We start from the raw sequence: 18,046 nt of genomic DNA, 5'->3' as shown, positions 1-18,046 counted from the left end.
ACTTATATTAAAAAATAATATCCTGATAACCTACTTTCATTACCTTTTCATTTAATAAACGAACTCCTACACCATTTTCTATATCCCACGTACAATTAAATGTAATTCCAACCTCTCGTCCTTCCGTAATATCTGCATACGGAACAACAATACCATCTAAACTGATCATCTCTAGTATTTGATCAGTTGTTTCAACTAATGGATAATTTTCTTGCACTCTAATATCATATCCTAATTCACATCGCCTTTGTTTGTAATAGTCTAATATAGACTGTAATAAACTTATTTGTACCTCTTCCCAATTTTTTATTAATGATTGATACGCTACATACTGCTCTTCATCAAACATCCCATCTTCTTCACCATCTATCATCAAATCAATCTCAGTTACATTGCCTATAAAAGTTATAGGCATACACTTAGCCCAAGCATAATTATATTCAATCTCTCCAAAAACTGAATCGTTCACTCTCATTTATCCATCATTCCTCTCACACTTATTACTAAGGTATCCCTACCTATTGTTAACTTCCATCAACACTTAACACTTGAAATACTCTTTCAAAAACACATAAAACGTTGGCCAACTCTCCTTTAATTCTCCATTTAAAAGTAATTCATCTCCACCTTCAAAATTTACTGAGTAAACTTTATCAGTTACACTATCAAGTACCAATGCAGCATTCGCTGTCATTTCCGTTAAAACTAAATACTTATTAGGAAATCCTAGTTCCTGTCGAGCAATAATTGTGTAGTATTCAATATTATTCTCTTCATCTATAATATCAAGTAATTCATAAGGAACGTGCTCGTCCCAAAATGGTCCTGCAAATCGATGATAAAACTCTCTAAATGTATTAGACACTTCTACACCTAACCTATTTATTACTTCATTCACCTGATCTTTATCTTCCCGTTTATATATATCTTCTTCCGAAACTTCTTCTAAACAATTTGGCAAAGCTTGCATTCGTATCCCTCCTTTATAAGGTTTATCCATGTATTTATGAAATAAATTAGCAGCTCCGTACAAACTACCTGTATGGCATAGAACCAATAAATGTAACCTCTAAACCATCAAACATATCTTCGCTTTTCGCTTCATTATATTTAAAATCATAAAGAACAATAGCAAAGTTAATATCGCTCGCTAAACTATCTCCATTTATTAGCTTTTTTATTTTAGGAATAATTCGTTCACTATAAGAAAAATCACTTAAAATATGTTCAACGTCCCTTTTATTATTCTCATAAAAACAAATTTCAATATTATCTTCATCATAATAACCGAATTCAAAGCTCGTCCCAAACTTTGAATGAATTGAATCACCATCTATCGTGTAATCTATATCGACATACTCTTCAAGATTTTGGAGTGATTTAGAAATTCCAAACCAAACTGAAACCATTCCACTATATTCCATTTCCCCACCCCATCTAGCCGTTCTATAATTCATATAAACATTATTTTTGTAATCTCAAACTAGAAATCAGCTCATTTAAACTATTCGAAACCTCTATAAAGTGAAACTTTAATCAGCCCTCACCAATCGGACTTTTACGGGCAGCCCGACCCCCACCTAACTTCTTTTCTTCCGCTGAATTTTGAGGTGGGGATCTTACTGCCCGTTAATGCGGGATAAACAACCCACGTTTGAATTCCTCCAATTGAGCCTTCCACTTACATTATTTATAACAACTAGTGAACCATTTCCTTCTACTCCTATAGGAATCGTATATAGTCCCTTAATAACTCGTGATTAAGTCTTCGCCCTCATATCTAGGGTCTTTCTCAACTTTACCATCTTTTGTTTTGATGACTTTTAGTCTACCTAGCCACTCTGCTCCGTTATATGTCTCTTCACTTACCCATACATTATGCTTTTTACCATCTACCTCAACTACTAATGTGGGGTGTGTAAACATGAATTCCTTCTCTACATGCCTACCTACAATTTCTGCATGTAATGATGTACCTTCTTCAACTAATTTACTATTTTGATACCCTTCGATAATAGGTAATCCAATAAATACAAAGAATATCAGTCCAAATACGATTACTTTCTTCTTTGTACTCCATTTATTCTTTTCTTTCAATTCCTTCTGTCTCGCTTCTCTTTCTTCGCGTTCATCCAAACTCTCATTTAAAGCATCTTCCCATGCCTTAATTTCCGCTTCGATTTCTGCTTCAGCTCTTGCTAGTTTTTCTAGTTGTTCATCGGTTGCTACCATCTCATATGAGTTATCTCCAACCACACGAATTTCAGCACCATTTTCTTTTACTTTCCGCAAGTCTTTTTCTGTACAATCAAACTCTCGAATGATTTCCCCTTGTGTGTTTACAAGTCTAACGTAAATGTTTTTTTTCTCCTTCTTCTTAAACATCTGAACTCCCCCTTATTTGTTTCCTATCATAGATAACCCTACTGCAATTAAGAGAAAGAAAACGATAATAAGGAAAGTCTTCCCTTTGCTTACTTGTGTTGTAGAACCTTCCAAGACAGCCCATATAAGAATTGGGAAAAGAAGAATACCTAGGAGAATATCAACCAACTTGTTGCTACTCTTCTTTAGTGTTTTTGCTTCTTCTACTATCGGTTTTAACTGAACAGCTTCTTTTCTTATTTGTTTCGGTTTCTTTTTCTTGCGTCTATGATTCACCCGATATACTCCTTTTAGAATAACTTTTTACTACCTATAAAAATACCGGAATATCCCCCTTTTCACTTCCAATTATTCATATAAGCTCTCAATTTCAATACACCAAAAAGAACCCTTTTCCATACACTTATCATCAATTTTTTTCAATTCTTCCTTCAACCAACTTATTGTACACTCTGGTATATTATTATCGATAAAGGCATCCTCACCATTTATTTCTACTGCCTTATCAATCATTTTTGAATATACTAATAAACATGCTGCAAATTGTTGTATAGAAGAATTCATAAACACTTCTTTATACGCATCACTATTATTTAGAAATACTATTTTTTCTTGTTTTTCAATTATACAAATTGGATCTCCAGAACTAATTGTTCCTAAATACCAATATTTTCGAAACTCTTCTGGCATATGAAATACATTTGTAACAGACCTTACGAAAGACTGAGATGAAGTAAACTCTAAATATGGTGACGGTGTTTCTGGTAAGCCTCCTATAGACAAAAATCGTTTCACTTCATCTGAAAAGTTTTTGTTTATTAATTCTTTTTCAGTAAATGTAATGAGTGGCCCATCTTTATTAACATCCCATTTCTCTCGAAAATCCTCTGGTAGTATCATTTTTTCACCTTCTTGATGTGTTTATATCTTTTAATATTTAATTGGGCTACTAGATGTATTTTTATTTTTTTCCACACTAAAAATACCATCTAGTATTATCTACACTTATTCACTAAAACTCCCTAGTTCCTCTGTCCAAAAACATCCTTCCGTTAAAGCAGCTGCATCAATTTTTCGAAGTGCACTAGAAATCCACTCCACCAAACCTTTAGGTATATTTTTTTCAATATAAGCCTTTCTTCCATTGGCAGCCTTTACTTCTTTTATAAATTCCACATAGACAAGTAAAGATTCTGCAAACTTCTCTATCGTACTATTTATAAGAACGACTTTATTTTCATTGTCATAATCTATATATACGAGTTGAGATTTAGATTCATCAATACAGATTGGATTTCCACTACCAGTAAATCCAAAGTATATAAACTTATCATACATCGTACCTAATTCATTATGTATCTCGCTCAACTTTATCCCACCACCGTTATCTGCAGATTCAAATGTAAGAAATGGAGGAGCAGACTCCGGAAAACCTGCTTTAATTAAAAAGTATTTCGTTTCTTTCGAGAAGGAAAACGAGTGAATGATTTTTTCATTATAATGAATTAAACCGTATATTTCTTCATTCCAATTCACTAAAAAATCTTGTGGTGAGATCATTTTATCCTCCTGCATATCATATTATTATCTCTGCTCCATTTTTAAATTACTTATCAACTCAACTAGGGAATTAGAAAGAAACTCTTTTTCTTCTGTTTCAAAGTTTTCTATTAATACTTCTCCTGTTTCATTGTCAAAAATGATAGCCCTATCTTCCGGAGAGACAAATCCTATCTGTATATACCTAAATTCTCTCCCTTCACTCTCCTCATACCGTTTCATTATTTGAATAAATTCTACTATAGATTTATTCGGTTCCACAGGTTCAAGGACAACTAATTTTGTACCGTAAAAGCCTTGTATGTCTAAGAACCAATAAGAATTAAAGTATTCTTTTATCGCATCGTGAATATTTACACTCAGTTCTTTCTCAATTTCTATAAAATTATCTATCTTATTTTTCTCAAGAGGTTTCCAATATACATATCCTTCTTCATCTGGATTACTTAAATATAATAAAGGATCCACTTCTGCATCCCACGGTACTTTAGGATACGTTCCATATTTTTTCTCCCATACATTCATAAGTGCTTTAAAATACCGATCTAACGCTTTTTTTATTTCCATGTTTTCCCCTTCCCACTAACACCTAATAAGATTTCATTTCCTACTGAATTATTAATAAATGAAAAATAATTGGATTTCATATCCCACCTTCATACTAATAATAAAGTTATATAGCGATTCTTATTACTTTTTCACTACAAACCTCTTCAATTGATCCTGCCTTATTTACACGTATTCTCTCGATTAAAGTCAAATGCTGCTTCAACACCATTTTTTAGTAATTTTTGTAATAACGTATCTAATCCTGCTTCGAAATAACATTGGATTTCTTCTTTATATAACGGTAATAAGGTATGAAAATAAACCGGCCAGTCACCCTCTATTCTTTTACCATCTTCACGAAATTCCATTTTGAATGCCCCTGAACACTGTGGAATTGGTGGCACAATCATAACACCAGAAAATTCCGTCTCTTTACTATATGGATGAATTGACGCATTGTAATCTCCCTTACCTTCATCTAATTGATTCGGAAATATAAGCCATTGCCCTAATCCATATTCCCTTGCCATTTCTCCAAATTCTTGTAAAAGACGCAAAGGCCAACTGTATTTCGAACTCGCCAAAGCGGTTACTGAAACATCCCAATCCTTTGGCAGATGCATGACAAGTTCTGCATAACCACTATCTACACTTGATGGAGCTGGCATACGGAAATAGCTATTCCGATATGTTACTACTGTATGGTAATCAACTATTTTATTTGGTCCAACATCATATAATTCTACATCGGTAATCCTTTTTGTATTTGCTTCTATATGATTCGTAATCAGTCCATAATGCAGCTGAATATGTGACTTAAAATCTTCTATTGACGTTGGGCGTATCATTGGATTATTTTCTATTTTTTGTTCATCATTTTTCTCATCAGATTCCCATACTAATTCAAACTCAAATCCTTTTAGTTCACTTTTTGCAACTCTCTCTTTAAATTCGTTTGATACGAAAGTTTGTACAGATACAATCGGAAAATCCCCATATTTATGCTTTGTATTCAATGCACAAAAAATATGCTCCCCCCTAATTTTCTCTGTAATAAAAGCGAATTTATCAAATCCACCGAAATCATCAGGGTCCGCATTCTCATAATCAATACAATCTAATACATTTAATACATGTATTGCATAACATTCATATCGTTCATGAACAAGTGGAAGAATTTCAACTTTCCTTTTAATTAAATCAAGTACTACTTCTATCGCTTTTTTTGTAAAAACAAGTGGTATTTCACTTAATAAATCTGATGGTTCCCCCTCATTTAAAAGTTTCATTTGCAGTGGATCCCATTTATCAATTACTGATTGACCTTGACAAGCATTATCAACGATTTCTTGTCCTTCCTCATTCTCACACTCTAATTGATCAAAATTAGAATTGCTAATAATTTTCCATATTTTCATTATACTCCGCCTTTTACTCTATATAAAATACACATTTTCCCTGTCAACAACCATTTCTCATCTATTTTATCCTTTAATGCTTTTTATCGCCCACTGCTTATATGTATTTTTTATCTCACTATCTTCTTTACTATTTCTTTTTTACAATTTAACTTCTTCTAATCATGTAACTTATTCAAAAACTCCGTAAAATTATTAGCAATATAGAATACATTTTCTCTCGCTACTTCCTCTGCTTCCTCAGCCGTAATCCCTTCACTTTCCATCAATGTTTCCTTTTCCCATGCTCCCTCATGTTCCCAAAAGACGACAATTGGATCTTCTTCATGATTTTTATAATCAAAGCAAATTAAATTTCCTGCTGGGTCAAATGCGAAAGGAAATAATTCTTTAGGTAATGTATCGATAAAGTCACTATATACATCAACTATATATTCATCACTATTTTCATTAAAAGATAATAAAGTACCGAAAATTCTTTCGTGATTATTCACATTAAATAATTCTGGTTCTACATTGGCACCATTATTTACAGCTACACATTTTATATAATCAATTGGAAATTTAAAACCTATTTTATTACTAATCTCTCTCACAAGATCTTCATTTACAGCTTCATCAGCAAATTGCCATTCTACTTTTCTCACCAAGTTCCATCACCCCATGGTTATTTACTCTTAAGTAATTTTACAAACTGTCCTATATGTTACCAATAATATATTGTAATTTTTATATCAACGGATTATCTTCTCGTTTAGAGCATCGGTTGATGAATGCTAATTCCTCTTTTGTCGGTGCAACTTTTTTGCTAATTACATCCCCATGTTTATCCCATTCTGTATAATGTAAGCAAATGCCAAACTTAAATTCCCCTTCATATTTGAGTACTTCGCATTCATACCATTTTTTCCGTATCCCTCTTGTCTGTCCTTTTATCATGTAATCCGTAGTTTTCACTTTTCCGCTCTGATAAAACTTAACATAATTCCCTTCTTTAAAACCATCCCTATAGTAACAATAATACGCTAGGGTGCCATTGTCATATAACTCATATGCTAAACCAGTAAAAGGTTTCCCATTCTTTTCTTCTGGCTTATCTAGCACTTCATCACTGGATGAGGTAAACCATAGTTCCTCATCAAAATTTATTCCATGCTCTAATACGTATTTTTTACTTAGTACATCCATCTTATTCTCCAATTTTATTCACCTCTAAACAACAATCAAAGCTTTCCGTTATAGTAAAAATCACTCCTTAACAGAGTGCCATAGAATGGTTTTATATTCATCACATATATCGTTTTCTTATACGACTACATGTCCATAAAAATACTTTTTACCAATCTTCCATTCTTTCTCTGTTAGAACATCGATATATGAAATCAACTCTCTATTTTTTTCATCTGTTATTATCGTATCGTATTGAATTGGACATTTGATTCCACTCCAAATTGATAAAACGGAAGGTATAGTAACAACATTATAAGTAGTTCTATCTCTTAAAGAACTCATAACTTCCGAAACTAACTCCTTTGCCAAATCTCCAGGAAAAGATAGTCTATTACGATAATAATATTCTTGCGTATCGTTATTTTCGATAAAACCAAAATAAGCTTCATTAAATTCTTCTAACGGTACTTCATAATACTCGTCCTCCATTCCAAGCATCCATGAAAGTTCATTTCTTATAGCTTTTTCAACAAAGGTATCTTCCCACTCTTCTAGTAACGCTAAAAGATATGGTACTACATGATATGAAAGAGTTTCACCAGCACTTACTACAAAATTATGAACTCCATCCTCTGAAGCACTTGAAAGGAATTTCAAATTATTCGTTTCTAATAAATCATCGTGAGTAGCTACTGAACAAAATAGTCTAGTGCATAAATGTAAAACAAGCCCATTTCGAGTACTATTCATAAGTTCAATTAGTAATCCCTTAACGGAGAAATCACCTAACTTTAATAATTCGTTAATTAAAATAAAGCATTCTGTCTCTGTTACACTATCCCTTAAGTTAGACTTAAGAGTTTTAATTGTATGATTAGAAACTTCTCCATACCAAATATCTTTTTTTAAATGTTCTAAATCCATCATTCTCCCGCCTTTTATTGCTGCTTACATTTATACGAACCATTTCATATGAATAATATTATTAATCATGTAACTTATTTAAAAACTCCGTAAAATTATTAGCAATATAGAATACATTTTCTCTCGCTACTTCCTCTGCTTCCTTAGCCGTAATCCCTTCGCTTTCCATCAATGTTTTCTTTTCCCATGCCCCCTCATGTTCCCAAAAGACGACAATTGGATCTTCCTCATGATTTTTATAATCAAAGCAAATTAAATTTCCTGCTGGGTCAAATGCAAATGGCACCAATGCAATCGGTAATGTGTCATTGTAGTCATTGAATACCTCAATAATATTTTCATCATCATCCATATCATAAGTTAGTAATGTACCAAAAACTTTTCTCTTCCCCTCAACTTCAAATACTTCTGGGCTAACATGTGCTCCGTTATTCTTCATTACACATTCTATATAATCTAAAGGAAAATGAATGCCCAACTCTTTTTCAACATTCTTTACATTTTCTCGCAATAAAGGCTTATCTGGTGATCTCCATTCTACTTTATTCATCTCCTACCACCCCACTGAATCTCCTCAAGTCTTTTTTTCATTTATATTTGTTCGCGCCATAAACATACTTCTATATTTCGATACCTCTTCACATTTCCTATATATCTTTCTATGACTATCTCTCAGTCGAATTATAATTCGTTATTTTATTAATATTCAATATTTTTAATGTAGTGTTCCTTACGTGTTTAAACCGCTACTGAATTTTTCCGCATATAATATATCGAATTCAGTTGGTTCTATTTTTTGTTTTACAACATTCCCTTGTTCATCATACTTTTTAAAAGTCATTTCACGTCCCGCAATATATTCAGACTCATGCTTCTTCATTCCGTTTTGAAAAAATTCAACATAGTAGCCTTCAACCGCGCTTCTATTCATATTGCTGATTCTTTTTAGATTTCCATCTATGTAAAACTCCACATACTCTCCTTGTTTAACACCATTTTCTACATAGAAATAACATTCTATATTTCCATTCTCATAAACATCATAAGCTAAGCCAGTAAATAATTTTTCTTTATCATCATCTGCACACTCTACTATTCCTAGCCCATAAGGTCCCCCATATTCTAAACACTCTTCAAACTCAAGGCCATTCTGTATTATATACTCCTTCGTTAACACATCATTTAACATCTTCAATCCTCCTTTACAATATTAGCTAATGGTTATGTTATGTAAAAGTAAGTTTTTATCGTAATATACTTCTATTTTTATTATGTAATTTCTATATACAATGAGAGGTATTTTCTAATATTTGTTTATAACGTATGCTATCCATCATAGGCCTTTAAATGTTCAAAATTCATTTATTTCTCACCATATTTCATATTTGCTTTTTCATACTTCCTTTAAACTTGGCTCCTTCTATCTTTGCTCCCTTCCAAACTGTACCGTCAAGTTTAGCACCAGTGAAATTCGCATCCGTAAAATCCCCATTTAAAAGGATCGCTCCTGTTAAATTTACATTTCCCAAATATGCTTTTTCAAAATTTCCTACTCTAGCCTTTCCCCTTAATTCACTCTCACCTTCAACGAACTCATATATTTCTATACAATTTGTATTATCTATTCATTCATATAACTTATCACCAGACACACTTTTCTGTTCAATCCAAACCTCTCATTTACACAGTGCATCTCTTTCAGTAAATTAAAGCAATAGAAACTATCTTTAGTTTTTCCTCTTCTCTTATTTTTTCCCACAACTGTTTGCTAAGTGAACATGTTCATTAAAAATGTTGTTGTTAATTTGTTTTTCATATTTTTTTAATTCTTCATTGATTTTACTGCCAGTTTTACTTTCAAAACTTTTCTCTAATTCTGCTGCTATATCTCTTAGACTTGTTTGTAAATCATGAAATGCCCCTATGTTTTTTTGAAGAGCATATGTATCTTCTTTTATAATGTCTATTGATTTAAACCCTACTTCTGTTTTTAACATCATACGCTGCATTTCTCTTTCAATCTGTTTTTTAGCAGCTTGTAACTCCTCAACAACCTGATCTGCTAAATCTCCTGTAACACTTTCGATTTGCTTTTCTATCTTTTTAATTTCCCCCATAAAATCCATCATATAATTATCTCCTTATCTAAACTGAAAATTCCCTGCTAATTGATTGTCTTTATCCCTAAGTGAATTTGCTGCATCACTAATTTCGTCCCCAAATCTACTTAAACTTTTTTGTTCTTTTCTTAAAAGATGAATTAATTCTTCTGCCATGTGTACATCGTGAAAATAGTCATTTCCACCTTCTTTCGTTTTAGCAATTCGTGAGATGGCTTCATCTATTTCGTATGCTTCTAATAGATGATATTTCCCACCTGGCCCTGTTTCATATTTTAATTGACTTTTCAACTTTTGAACCGCTTCAGCTTCTCTTCTTTGAAACTCTTCTATATTTTTTGCTATATCTGATAATCGATTGCTGAGTGTTTGAATTTTTTTTGCTTGTTTTATAATATCTTCAGGTTCTAATTTTAATATGGGGCTTCCATTTGAATGAAAGGATCCCATAAATGTATCTCTGCCGTGTCCGTCCATAGTTAAACGTGTAAAAAGTCCTTGTTTTGTATCGTTCTGTCTCACTGTGTATTGCTTACCAATTAGAGGTGCACCGAATTGAGTGTGGTTACCAATCGGGTCATTTTCATGTGTATAATCAGTTGCTTTATTTTCCATTTTTCCTTCATTTACTCGTTTTTTTGCTTCAGGACTTAGTACACCATAGGGATTCGGTGCAGCCCATGTAGTTGCATAACAATCTAATTCTGCAGCGATAAGGTCCGCTTCTGCACCACCTTTACTATGTCCAGTAGTATGAAGAGAAGAAGGGTTATATTTTGCTACGATGTCATTTTTTGCCCATTTTAATCCAGTATCAAATGATGTTGCAGAATCAGGTTTTATAGTTTGACTGTTACTTGGAGTAATTACTTTAGAATGTGTTTTAATTCCAAACGTAATCTGATCGATATCTGTTTCGAAATCTGCTAATTGCGTAGGCTCTGTTCCACGAAATGCTAGGATTATATCATCATAATGTGTTGCATTTTCATCATATTTGTCTGCTGGTACTACTGCGATAGCTTCTAATCCATTTTTTACTTTTTGACAATCTGCATCAATTGATTCTATAACTACCCACTTTTTACCATCTGCCATTTTTATTTCTTTACCTTTTTCTAAAACTTGGTCATCATAAACTTGATCTGCTAGTTCGAAATAATTTTCATCTGTCGCAATTGGATTCTTTTTAAATTCACCCATATGTTTCAACTCGTTTCATGGTATATTTTAACTATATTTAAATACAAGGGGATTTTCTATGAAGAAAAAAACGGTAATTATTTTATCCATTATTTGTATTATAGCAGGAGGGTATTTTACAATGGAATACTTAAAACAAAAAGAAGAAGAGGAAAAGTTTTGGAAAGTACAAGAAGCAAGGGTAGAAAAGTATATTCGTTATAATATTCAGGATGTAAAATCGATTACGTTTACAGAAAAGAGTGTAAGTCCTATGGGAGTCCCTAGATTAAAAGGCTATATAAATAATAATAAAGAATTAGATTTCATAGCTCGTATAAGTACAACTGAAAACTTTGAAGGCCAATTTACGCGTTCTGGGAAATTAGGAAAACTGATAAAAGACCCTGAAAAATCGGTATCCGAAATTGAAAAGGAGGAGAAAGAAAAACATCAAGAGTAGTCTTTGCACTACTCTTATTTTCTGTATCCTATTTTAAGAAGAGTGCAATGGTAAGTTTTTTATAAGGGGATTTTTTATGAAGAAAGTAATGATTTTATCCATTATTTGTATTATAGCAGGAGGGTATTTTACAATGGAATACTTAAAACAAAAAGAAAAAGAGGAAAAGTTTTGGAAAACACAAGAAACAAGGGTAGAAAAATATATTCATTACAATATTAAAGATGTGAAATCTATTACGTTTACAAAACATGAGGTGAATCCGATGGGAATCCCTACTATAAAAGGATATATAAATGGTGATCAAGAATTATGGTTCGGTGCTAGTATCAGTACAACGAAAGACTTTGAAGATGATTTTGGACGTTCTGGAGAACTGGGGAAACTTATAAAAGCCCCTGAAAAATCGGTATCTGAAATTGAAAAAGAAGAGAAAGAAAAAAGAAAAGAGTAGTCTTTGTACTACTCTTTTCTTCTCCGTCTCATTTTATGAAGAATGCATTGGTAAGTTTTTTATAAGGGGATTTTCCATGAAGAAAATAGTCATTTTGATTGTATCTGCTATAGTGCTCATAGCAGGAGTTTTTTTTACAATGGAATACTTAAAACATAAAGAACAAGAAGAAAAATTTTGGAAAACACAAGAAACAAGGGTAGAAAAATATATTCATTATAATATTAAAGATGTGAAATCTACTACGTTTACAAAACATGAGGTGAACCCGATGGGAATCCCTACTATAAAAGGATATATAAATGGTGATCAAGAATTATGGTTTGTAGCAAGTATTAGTACCACAGAGAATTTTGAAGATCATTTTGGACGTTCTGGAGAATTAGGAAAACTTATAAAAGATCCTGAAAAATCCGTATCCGAAATTGAAAAGGAAGAGAAAGAAAAGAAGTAAGAATAGTCTCTGCACTACTCTTGTCTTCCCTATCCCATTTTAAGAAGAATGTAATGGTAAGTTTTTTATAAGGGGATTTTCTAATGAAGAAAGTATTTATTTTGATTGTATCTGCTTTGTTACTCATAGCAGGTGGGTATTTTACAATGGAATACTTAAAACATAAAGAACAAGAAGAAAAGTTTTGGAAAGTACAAGAAGCACGTGTAGAAAAGTATATTTGTTATAATATTCAGGACGTAAAATCTATTACGTTTACAGAAAAGAGTGTAAGTCCTATGGGTGTTCCTAGATTAAAAGGATATATAAATAATAATAAAGAATTAGATTTCATAGCTCGTGTAAGTACAACTGAAAACTTTGAAGACCAATTCACTTGTTCTGGAGAACTATATGATAAATATGTGAAAAAACCGGAAAAATCGGTATCTGAAATTGAAAAAGAAGAGAAGGAAAAGAAAAAAGAGTAGCAAAATATATTCATTATAATGTTAAAGATGTAAAATCGATTACATTTACAGAACACGAAACTAGTCCTATGGGCGTTCCTAGACTAAAAGGGTATATAAATAATGACCAACAATTAGATTTTGTAGCTCGTATTAGTACTACTGAAAATTTCGAAGATCAATTTGATCGTTCTGGTGAGCTAGGAAAACTTATAAAACAACCGGAAAAATCCGTTTCCAAAATTGAAAAGGAAGAGAAAGAAAAGAAATAAGAATAGTCTCTGCACTACTCTTGTCTTCCCTATCTCATTTTAAGAAGAATGTAATGGTAAGTTTTTTATAAGGGGAATTTCTAATGAAGAAAGTAGTTATTTTGATTGTATCTGCTTTGTTACTCATAGCAGGAGTTTTTTTTACAATGGAATACTTAAAACATAAAGAACAAGAAGAAAAGTTTTGGAAAATACAAGAAGCAAGAGTAACGAAGTATATTCATTATAATATTAAAGATGTAAAATCGATTACATTTACAAAACAGGATGTAAGTCCAATGGGTGTTCCTAAATTGAAAGGGTATATCAATAAAGATGAAAATTTATGGTTTATAGCTCATATTAGTACTACAGAGGATTTTGAAGATGATTTTGGATGTTCTGGGGAACTATACGATAACTATGTAAAAAAACCAAAAAAATCCGTTTCCGAAATTGAAAAGGAAGAAAAGAAAAAAATCCAAGAGTAGTCTTTACGATTACTCTTTTGTTTTCCTATAAAAAATAAACCAAAAGTTGGTTATTTGTAATATAGTAATAGCCATTTAACTATCTATAAGATAATTTTTTTATATTTGATAACCATATGCCTATCAATCTCTTTATTTTAGTCTTATTCCTTTTCCAACCTTTATTATCTCTCATCCATCTTACGTTTTATGTATGCAGCGATTTCTATTCTCTTGTTTAGCTATGTCTCTTACATTTGCAGAAACATGAATTATTCAACCAAAGATTTATAATCACTCTTTACATTTTTTAATTCTTCTATTACATTATTTATTCTTATCGATAAATCTTTTATTTCCTCTACTGTCAATTCACCTTCTGCCTCTTGAAGATTAAACATACTTAGCCTCTTTGTTATACCTTTAACACGCCCAACAAAAACCATATGATGATTGACTGCTATTTCTCCTATGGCAGTATCAACGATAACATCTTCAATCTTTCCTACATTATCAAATTCATCCGCTAGTTTTGCTATAGCATATCGATACCCTCTCTCTTCATCTAATAACTCTTCGTACGCCCCCCGAATTGCATGAAATAATTCATTATACTCCCAATCTTTCATACATCCTCCCTCAAAAAAATCCCCACGCTTATGTGAAAATAATCTTTCAACACAAATATGAGGACTTCCTTATTTCATTACCATACTTTATACATTTTATTCGTTAGAATCTTCGTCTTTCAATTTATATACTCTATCTCTTTTCTCATCACTTTTGACAAAAATAAGCTTTTCTTCTTTAACAAACCCTTCTAATAGTAAGCATACTTGCCCATATGCTTTAGGCTTATTCGTTGTGAATCTTTCATCTGATATTTTACCAGCTCGTATTAATTGTTCGCATAACTCAAGTGCACTTATTTCTTCAGAATTAATTAATTCTAAAATGTCCTTTTGTAAGGGCGATAAAGGTACGGGAATCTCAGCTACCTCCACCTTTTCTCGTTTGTTTTCTTCTTCAAACAAATCTTCGAATGAAATTTGATTCATACTTCTTTTCCTTTCTAACGATTGATTTGTATAACATGAACTGAATCCTATAGCGTATGTATTATTATGTATTACTTACCTTTTTCATAAATCTCAAACTCATGTACATCGTTTCATATAGTATATTTTGATTATACCAAATATACGTTCTGTTTTCTATTGTAGAATTCGTTATAATAGGAATGAAAGTAATTATGAACATTTTTCTCGTTGTTAGTCGTATAACCCCTGTAAAAAAATAGAAATACAATCTATAAATTTGTATAATAAAATAGCACGAGTGAAATTTTATTATAGAAAGGTTCTGGTAATATGTTAGGTATTCATGTTGAAAAAACAAAAGATGAACTAATTATTTCATGGCAATTCTCTAAAATTCATATTCCATTATGTGAAATCACTGAGGTAACGGAAGATAATACATATGCTGGTGTTGAAGAAAAAAGCGTAATCCGAATTGGAACAGCATATGGTACAACTGATCGTATTTTAATTAAGACAGTAAAGCAAAATTATTTACTATTCACTACTAATAGAGTATCCATTTTAAATAAAATAAAAGCTTAATTGTTTTTCTTCCTATATTTAAATGTTAAACGCCTACATTCTATTATAGGAAACGCTACAAAAGATTCGTTGATTACTCCTGCTCCTAATTCGGAAGCATATGGTGAAACTATATAACACAAACACCCTAGCTTTTCGCTAGGGTGTTCTTAGTTTTATCTATAATACAGTAGTTCTACAATTCTTATTTATTTTTATGAACTCCTTGTAATTGACTAAGAACCTCATTGGCAGTGCCCTCGAATCTTTTAGGATCGTCAGAAATAATTTCATTAAGCAAATTGATTACTGTTAGTTTTATATCATTATTCATTCCTACAAGAATTTTAGCATACTCACTTCTATATAAATCATTATTTAAAATTCTTATGTTTAGTAGCATTGCCCACTCTTTTGCACTCTCAACCATTTTTGGTAAAGCTTTAGGCATCTCTGTTAGATATTTTCCCATTTCAAAATCTTCAATAAAATGAACTAGACCAAACATAACTTCTTCCTCTTGTGTTTCATCCTCAAATACTATACACAACTCTTTAATAAGCTTCTCATCATCACAATCTGCTAAGTTTTCTAATACACTGTCAAACTCTTCACATTCCGATTGATTTTTTAAAAATCTACAACTATATAATCTCTTAACCTCAGATTGATAGTCCATATAAATTTCTCCTTTTAAATGAATTAGATAATTAAATTAATATGATCATTAGTTTTCAACTTTTCTATTACATCAATATATGGCTTCCATCTCAAGTGTACATTTTTAAATATTCAGCAATTTCTACTTCTCCTCTTTCAATAGCAAATTCGTAAGCTCCCATCTCTTTCATAGTATCCCCTGTATACTTTACAGTACTATCAATACCATTCTGAACAAGATACTTTACAATATTAAGATGCCCACCATAAATCGCTGAGAATAGAGGATTTCTATTTGGGTCACTAACATCTAATATTGCACCATTATCAAATAAGTACTCTACAATACCAATTTCACCTTCACTAGCTGCATGTGCAATAGGCGCTGACTTTGGTACACCTTCATTAAGGTTAATATCCATACCAGATTCAACAAGAAATTTTATCATATCCAGTTCACCAGCTCTAGCTGCAGCATGTAGCCACGTTCCATAAGGCGTTACAAAATCAAGCAACCTTTTATCAGTAATAATGATCTCTTTCGCTTGTTCTATAGCCCCTTTTTTAATGAAATCATAGATTTTTATCGCTTTTCCCTTACTTTCCATAGAATCCCCCTGCACTATTTTCATCTAGATTAAACAGTTAGACATTGACTACGATACATTTAGCTAAGTGCTGCTGAGAGAGCAGATTTAAGCATAGTATCAAAATCGCAAAAAGTTTCCATATGCTCGCCTGAAGGCTTGTCTAGTTCAACAAATTTCTTTTTGGAAACATTATAACAATACCAAGCTATATCTGAATCTCCGAAAAAAATCAGTTCATCTTCGTCTTTAATTGATTCCCATATTTCATTAGCATCAAAAAAACTATCTACCTGATTTATTGGCTTAAAATCTAAAAAACTTTGGTCAATCCCATATATTATTAATCCATTAAATTCAATTCCATTAACTGTTTGTAAAAATTCATAGTACTGCTGTGGCAGGACATCTTCACCAAATTTTTCTACTACAGATTTACGAAATTTTGATAACTCCTTTTCGTTGATAGGTAAATTGAGTTTTCGATTTCGTTTCTTTCCTATTTTGGATATATGATTAATCTTCTCTCTCCACATAACTTCACCTTCTAATAAATATTCAATCCTTTTTTAGGCTAGAATTACACAAAGTTATCCTCAATAGTACGCCCCATTACAAGGATTGGTTTCAAATTGCCCATTGCTTTTGGCGTGCTATTCAAATATTTTTGGAAGCCACTCTAGCTAGTATTAACCATATGATTTATCTAGATTGATATTTTAATGAAATATATTAAAGCTATTTTCATGATCCTACACGCAAACTTTAGAGTTATTTTATAATTAAAGTATTAAATAACCTCTTTACAAATCAAATCAACTTTTTCAAAATATTGTTGTGGTTGTTTCTCACTTATTTCTTTCAAAATTTTAATAACGCCTTCTTTATTTGTAGTTTTAGCCTTCTTCAATACATTAATAAATGGAATAATAAAATCATCTGAAGCTAGAAGACTTCTATAGAACCTTTTAGCACAATATTTAGCTTGTGGCAAAACAATACTTATCCCTTCAATAACTTTACTTAAACCATCTTCAACTCCATTTTTTTCGATTATATAAAAAATCGATTCAATTAAATCACCAACAATCGAAGGTTCATCTATTTCATCATGAAATGCACTGCATAGATCAATAATTACTTTATTATCTGCCTTTTGCAATATTTCATTTAAGATTTCTTCAAATAGCTCAATGCTATCATCTTCATGCTCCAGAAAACGTATTCTTTTTAAAATAGATATCTTTTTTTCTAATGACATTTATTTCCCTCCATACTTTGAGTAGAGTTTATTGAAGAGTTTCAAAAAATTCATAGTTTAATAAAAGAATTAACTTCTAGAATAC

29 protein-coding genes and 1 pseudogene are annotated in these 18,046 nt (G+C 31.7%); 7 read left to right on the top strand and 23 right to left on the bottom strand.

Annotation, left to right across the window (positions count from 1 at the left end; genetic code table 11):
* Positions 1–7: 7 nt before the first annotated feature.
* The 17 genes and pseudogenes from ACUN28_RS13435 to ACUN28_RS13355 all read right to left on the bottom strand — a co-directional run bounded on the left by ACUN28_RS13435 (position 8) and on the right by ACUN28_RS13355 (position 11,329).
* Positions 8–475: a DUF6985 domain-containing protein gene (locus ACUN28_RS13435; RefSeq protein ID WP_016087164.1), complete on the bottom strand. Its 468-nt coding sequence runs from the start codon at positions 473–475 to the stop codon at positions 8–10.
* 66 nt (positions 476–541) lie between these two features.
* A complete protein-coding gene (locus ACUN28_RS13430) occupies positions 542–970 on the bottom strand; it encodes an SMI1/KNR4 family protein (protein WP_016087163.1) in 429 nt (142 codons plus the stop codon).
* Positions 971–1,034: 64 nt separating this feature from the next.
* On the bottom strand, positions 1,035–1,424 hold the full coding sequence (locus ACUN28_RS13425; protein ID WP_033659722.1) for an immunity 22 family protein: 390 nt from the start codon (positions 1,422–1,424) through the stop codon (positions 1,035–1,037).
* A 322-nt stretch (positions 1,425–1,746) separates the two neighbouring features.
* Positions 1,747–2,385, bottom strand: coding sequence for a hypothetical protein (locus ACUN28_RS13420; RefSeq protein WP_016087161.1), 639 nt, complete (start codon positions 2,383–2,385; stop codon positions 1,747–1,749).
* 12 nt (positions 2,386–2,397) lie between these two features.
* Positions 2,398–2,661: a hypothetical protein gene (locus ACUN28_RS13415; RefSeq protein WP_016087160.1), complete on the bottom strand. Its 264-nt coding sequence runs from the start codon at positions 2,659–2,661 to the stop codon at positions 2,398–2,400.
* Positions 2,662–2,733: 72 nt separating this feature from the next.
* The gene (locus tag ACUN28_RS13410; protein WP_016087159.1) at positions 2,734–3,285 is read right to left on the bottom strand and encodes an SUKH-4 family immunity protein; all 552 of its coding nucleotides are present in this window, start codon (positions 3,283–3,285) and stop codon (positions 2,734–2,736) included.
* 105 nt (positions 3,286–3,390) lie between these two features.
* Complete coding sequence (locus ACUN28_RS13405; protein WP_016087158.1) at positions 3,391–3,945, bottom strand: SUKH-4 family immunity protein; 555 nt, start codon at positions 3,943–3,945, stop codon at positions 3,391–3,393.
* Positions 3,946–3,969: 24 nt separating this feature from the next.
* Positions 3,970–4,512 carry a SecY-interacting protein Syd gene (locus tag ACUN28_RS13400; protein ID WP_016087157.1) on the bottom strand — a complete coding sequence of 181 codons (543 nt, stop codon included), beginning with the start codon at positions 4,510–4,512 and terminating at the stop codon, positions 3,970–3,972.
* A 161-nt stretch (positions 4,513–4,673) separates the two neighbouring features.
* The gene (locus ACUN28_RS13395) at positions 4,674–5,912 is read right to left on the bottom strand and encodes a suppressor of fused domain protein (protein WP_016087155.1); all 1,239 of its coding nucleotides are present in this window, start codon (positions 5,910–5,912) and stop codon (positions 4,674–4,676) included.
* A 158-nt stretch (positions 5,913–6,070) separates the two neighbouring features.
* On the bottom strand, positions 6,071–6,559 hold the full coding sequence (locus ACUN28_RS13390; protein ID WP_016087154.1) for an SMI1/KNR4 family protein: 489 nt from the start codon (positions 6,557–6,559) through the stop codon (positions 6,071–6,073).
* A gap of 82 nt (positions 6,560–6,641) precedes the next feature.
* Complete coding sequence (locus ACUN28_RS13385) at positions 6,642–7,100, bottom strand: toxin-antitoxin system YwqK family antitoxin (RefSeq protein ID WP_016087153.1); 459 nt, start codon at positions 7,098–7,100, stop codon at positions 6,642–6,644.
* Positions 7,101–7,217: 117 nt separating this feature from the next.
* Positions 7,218–8,006, bottom strand: coding sequence for an Imm47 family immunity protein (gene imm47, locus ACUN28_RS13380; protein ID WP_016087152.1), 789 nt, complete (start codon positions 8,004–8,006; stop codon positions 7,218–7,220).
* 61 nt (positions 8,007–8,067) lie between these two features.
* Positions 8,068–8,556 carry an SMI1/KNR4 family protein gene (locus tag ACUN28_RS13375; protein ID WP_016087151.1) on the bottom strand — a complete coding sequence of 163 codons (489 nt, stop codon included), beginning with the start codon at positions 8,554–8,556 and terminating at the stop codon, positions 8,068–8,070.
* A gap of 180 nt (positions 8,557–8,736) precedes the next feature.
* On the bottom strand, positions 8,737–9,195 hold the full coding sequence (locus tag ACUN28_RS13370) for a toxin-antitoxin system YwqK family antitoxin (RefSeq protein WP_016087150.1): 459 nt from the start codon (positions 9,193–9,195) through the stop codon (positions 8,737–8,739).
* A 190-nt stretch (positions 9,196–9,385) separates the two neighbouring features.
* Positions 9,386–9,556, bottom strand: a pseudogene (locus ACUN28_RS13365) (pentapeptide repeat-containing protein); the annotation flags it as partial.
* 195 nt (positions 9,557–9,751) lie between these two features.
* Positions 9,752–10,135 (bottom strand): hypothetical protein, encoded by a 384-nt coding sequence (locus ACUN28_RS13360; protein WP_016087148.1) that lies wholly within the window; start codon positions 10,133–10,135, stop codon positions 9,752–9,754.
* Between the two features lie 12 nt (positions 10,136–10,147).
* Positions 10,148–11,329, bottom strand: coding sequence for a hypothetical protein (locus ACUN28_RS13355; protein ID WP_016087147.1), 1,182 nt, complete (start codon positions 11,327–11,329; stop codon positions 10,148–10,150).
* Positions 11,330–11,387: 58 nt separating this feature from the next.
* On the opposite strand from ACUN28_RS13355, the gene ACUN28_RS13350 reads away from it, so the two are divergent.
* From ACUN28_RS13350 to ACUN28_RS13325, 6 genes are all read left to right on the top strand, one after another.
* Complete coding sequence (locus ACUN28_RS13350; RefSeq protein WP_016087146.1) at positions 11,388–11,771, top strand: DUF1433 domain-containing protein; 384 nt, start codon at positions 11,388–11,390, stop codon at positions 11,769–11,771.
* Between the two features lie 76 nt (positions 11,772–11,847).
* Positions 11,848–12,225 carry a DUF1433 domain-containing protein gene (locus ACUN28_RS13345; RefSeq protein ID WP_016087145.1) on the top strand — a complete coding sequence of 126 codons (378 nt, stop codon included), beginning with the start codon at positions 11,848–11,850 and terminating at the stop codon, positions 12,223–12,225.
* Between the two features lie 76 nt (positions 12,226–12,301).
* Positions 12,302–12,679: a DUF1433 domain-containing protein gene (locus ACUN28_RS13340; protein WP_033660096.1), complete on the top strand. Its 378-nt coding sequence runs from the start codon at positions 12,302–12,304 to the stop codon at positions 12,677–12,679.
* A gap of 83 nt (positions 12,680–12,762) precedes the next feature.
* Positions 12,763–13,149 carry a DUF1433 domain-containing protein gene (locus ACUN28_RS13335; RefSeq protein WP_016087143.1) on the top strand — a complete coding sequence of 129 codons (387 nt, stop codon included), beginning with the start codon at positions 12,763–12,765 and terminating at the stop codon, positions 13,147–13,149.
* An 8-nt stretch (positions 13,150–13,157) separates the two neighbouring features.
* Entirely contained in the window at positions 13,158–13,400 is a 243-nt protein-coding gene (locus ACUN28_RS13330; protein ID WP_048894624.1) for a DUF1433 domain-containing protein, read from the top strand.
* Between the two features lie 83 nt (positions 13,401–13,483).
* On the top strand, positions 13,484–13,870 hold the full coding sequence (locus ACUN28_RS13325) for a DUF1433 domain-containing protein (protein WP_016087141.1): 387 nt from the start codon (positions 13,484–13,486) through the stop codon (positions 13,868–13,870).
* Positions 13,871–14,121: 251 nt separating this feature from the next.
* Here the strand turns inward: ACUN28_RS13325 and ACUN28_RS13320 are convergent, their stop codons facing one another.
* Positions 14,122–14,478, bottom strand: coding sequence for an Imm3 family immunity protein (locus ACUN28_RS13320; protein ID WP_016087140.1), 357 nt, complete (start codon positions 14,476–14,478; stop codon positions 14,122–14,124).
* A 96-nt stretch (positions 14,479–14,574) separates the two neighbouring features.
* On the bottom strand, positions 14,575–14,907 hold the full coding sequence (locus tag ACUN28_RS13315) for a DUF3895 domain-containing protein (RefSeq protein ID WP_016087139.1): 333 nt from the start codon (positions 14,905–14,907) through the stop codon (positions 14,575–14,577).
* Between the two features lie 312 nt (positions 14,908–15,219).
* Here ACUN28_RS13315 and ACUN28_RS13310 point away from each other — a divergent pair, with 312 nt between their 5' ends.
* Positions 15,220–15,474, top strand: a complete 255-nt coding sequence (locus tag ACUN28_RS13310; RefSeq protein ID WP_000900622.1) for a SunI/YnzG family protein — start codon at positions 15,220–15,222, stop codon at positions 15,472–15,474.
* 184 nt (positions 15,475–15,658) lie between these two features.
* Here the strand turns inward: ACUN28_RS13310 and ACUN28_RS13305 are convergent, their stop codons facing one another.
* The 4 genes from ACUN28_RS13305 to ACUN28_RS13290 all read right to left on the bottom strand — a co-directional run bounded on the left by ACUN28_RS13305 (position 15,659) and on the right by ACUN28_RS13290 (position 17,961).
* Entirely contained in the window at positions 15,659–16,132 is a 474-nt protein-coding gene (locus ACUN28_RS13305; protein ID WP_016087138.1) for an Imm30 family immunity protein, read from the bottom strand.
* Positions 16,133–16,223: 91 nt separating this feature from the next.
* Complete coding sequence (locus tag ACUN28_RS13300) at positions 16,224–16,721, bottom strand: ankyrin repeat domain-containing protein (RefSeq protein ID WP_016087137.1); 498 nt, start codon at positions 16,719–16,721, stop codon at positions 16,224–16,226.
* Between the two features lie 59 nt (positions 16,722–16,780).
* Positions 16,781–17,236: a YrhA family protein gene (locus tag ACUN28_RS13295; protein WP_016087136.1), complete on the bottom strand. Its 456-nt coding sequence runs from the start codon at positions 17,234–17,236 to the stop codon at positions 16,781–16,783.
* A gap of 254 nt (positions 17,237–17,490) precedes the next feature.
* Positions 17,491–17,961 (bottom strand): Imm30 family immunity protein, encoded by a 471-nt coding sequence (locus tag ACUN28_RS13290; protein WP_016087135.1) that lies wholly within the window; start codon positions 17,959–17,961, stop codon positions 17,491–17,493.
* Positions 17,962–18,046 lie beyond the last annotated feature (85 nt).

The organism is Bacillus sp. WC2507 (genome assembly GCF_052656125.1).
Note: the sequence above shows the minus strand (reverse complement) of the source record. Positions and strands in the feature narration are given on the sequence as shown.

Bases quoted from the DNA above. Each gene is read 5' to 3' on its own strand.
- ACUN28_RS13435 (WP_016087164.1), bottom strand. From the start codon at position 475: ATGAGAGTGAACGATTCAGTTTTTGGAGAGATTGAATATAATTATGCT.
- ACUN28_RS13395 (WP_016087155.1), bottom strand. From the start codon at position 5,912: ATGAAAATATGGAAAATTATTAGCAATTCTAATTTTGATCAATTAGAG.
- ACUN28_RS13350 (WP_016087146.1), top strand. From the start codon at position 11,388: ATGAAGAAAAAAACGGTAATTATTTTATCCATTATTTGTATTATAGCA.
- ACUN28_RS13305 (WP_016087138.1), bottom strand. From the start codon at position 16,132: ATGGACTATCAATCTGAGGTTAAGAGATTATATAGTTGTAGATTTTTA.
- ACUN28_RS13400 (WP_016087157.1), bottom strand. From the start codon at position 4,512: ATGGAAATAAAAAAAGCGTTAGATCGGTATTTTAAAGCACTTATGAAT.
- ACUN28_RS13430 (WP_016087163.1), bottom strand. From the start codon at position 970: ATGCAAGCTTTGCCAAATTGTTTAGAAGAAGTTTCGGAAGAAGATATA.
- ACUN28_RS13420 (WP_016087161.1), bottom strand. From the start codon at position 2,385: ATGTTTAAGAAGAAGGAGAAAAAAAACATTTACGTTAGACTTGTAAAC.
- ACUN28_RS13320 (WP_016087140.1), bottom strand. From the start codon at position 14,478: ATGAAAGATTGGGAGTATAATGAATTATTTCATGCAATTCGGGGGGCG.
- ACUN28_RS13385 (WP_016087153.1), bottom strand. From the start codon at position 7,100: ATGGATGTACTAAGTAAAAAATACGTATTAGAGCATGGAATAAATTTT.
- ACUN28_RS13410 (WP_016087159.1), bottom strand. From the start codon at position 3,285: ATGATACTACCAGAGGATTTTCGAGAGAAATGGGATGTTAATAAAGAT.
- ACUN28_RS13335 (WP_016087143.1), top strand. From the start codon at position 12,763: ATGAAGAAAGTATTTATTTTGATTGTATCTGCTTTGTTACTCATAGCA.
- ACUN28_RS13340 (WP_033660096.1), top strand. From the start codon at position 12,302: ATGAAGAAAATAGTCATTTTGATTGTATCTGCTATAGTGCTCATAGCA.
- ACUN28_RS13370 (WP_016087150.1), bottom strand. From the start codon at position 9,195: ATGTTAAATGATGTGTTAACGAAGGAGTATATAATACAGAATGGCCTT.
- ACUN28_RS13290 (WP_016087135.1), bottom strand. From the start codon at position 17,961: ATGTCATTAGAAAAAAAGATATCTATTTTAAAAAGAATACGTTTTCTG.
- ACUN28_RS13375 (WP_016087151.1), bottom strand. From the start codon at position 8,556: ATGAATAAAGTAGAATGGAGATCACCAGATAAGCCTTTATTGCGAGAA.
- ACUN28_RS13360 (WP_016087148.1), bottom strand. From the start codon at position 10,135: ATGATGGATTTTATGGGGGAAATTAAAAAGATAGAAAAGCAAATCGAA.
- imm47 (WP_016087152.1), bottom strand. From the start codon at position 8,006: ATGGATTTAGAACATTTAAAAAAAGATATTTGGTATGGAGAAGTTTCT.
- ACUN28_RS13310 (WP_000900622.1), top strand. From the start codon at position 15,220: ATGTTAGGTATTCATGTTGAAAAAACAAAAGATGAACTAATTATTTCA.
- ACUN28_RS13425 (WP_033659722.1), bottom strand. From the start codon at position 1,424: ATGGAATATAGTGGAATGGTTTCAGTTTGGTTTGGAATTTCTAAATCA.
- ACUN28_RS13295 (WP_016087136.1), bottom strand. From the start codon at position 17,236: ATGTGGAGAGAGAAGATTAATCATATATCCAAAATAGGAAAGAAACGA.
- ACUN28_RS13315 (WP_016087139.1), bottom strand. From the start codon at position 14,907: ATGAATCAAATTTCATTCGAAGATTTGTTTGAAGAAGAAAACAAACGA.
- ACUN28_RS13325 (WP_016087141.1), top strand. From the start codon at position 13,484: ATGAAGAAAGTAGTTATTTTGATTGTATCTGCTTTGTTACTCATAGCA.
- ACUN28_RS13300 (WP_016087137.1), bottom strand. From the start codon at position 16,721: ATGGAAAGTAAGGGAAAAGCGATAAAAATCTATGATTTCATTAAAAAA.
- ACUN28_RS13405 (WP_016087158.1), bottom strand. From the start codon at position 3,945: ATGATCTCACCACAAGATTTTTTAGTGAATTGGAATGAAGAAATATAC.
- ACUN28_RS13355 (WP_016087147.1), bottom strand. From the start codon at position 11,329: ATGGGTGAATTTAAAAAGAATCCAATTGCGACAGATGAAAATTATTTC.
- ACUN28_RS13345 (WP_016087145.1), top strand. From the start codon at position 11,848: ATGAAGAAAGTAATGATTTTATCCATTATTTGTATTATAGCAGGAGGG.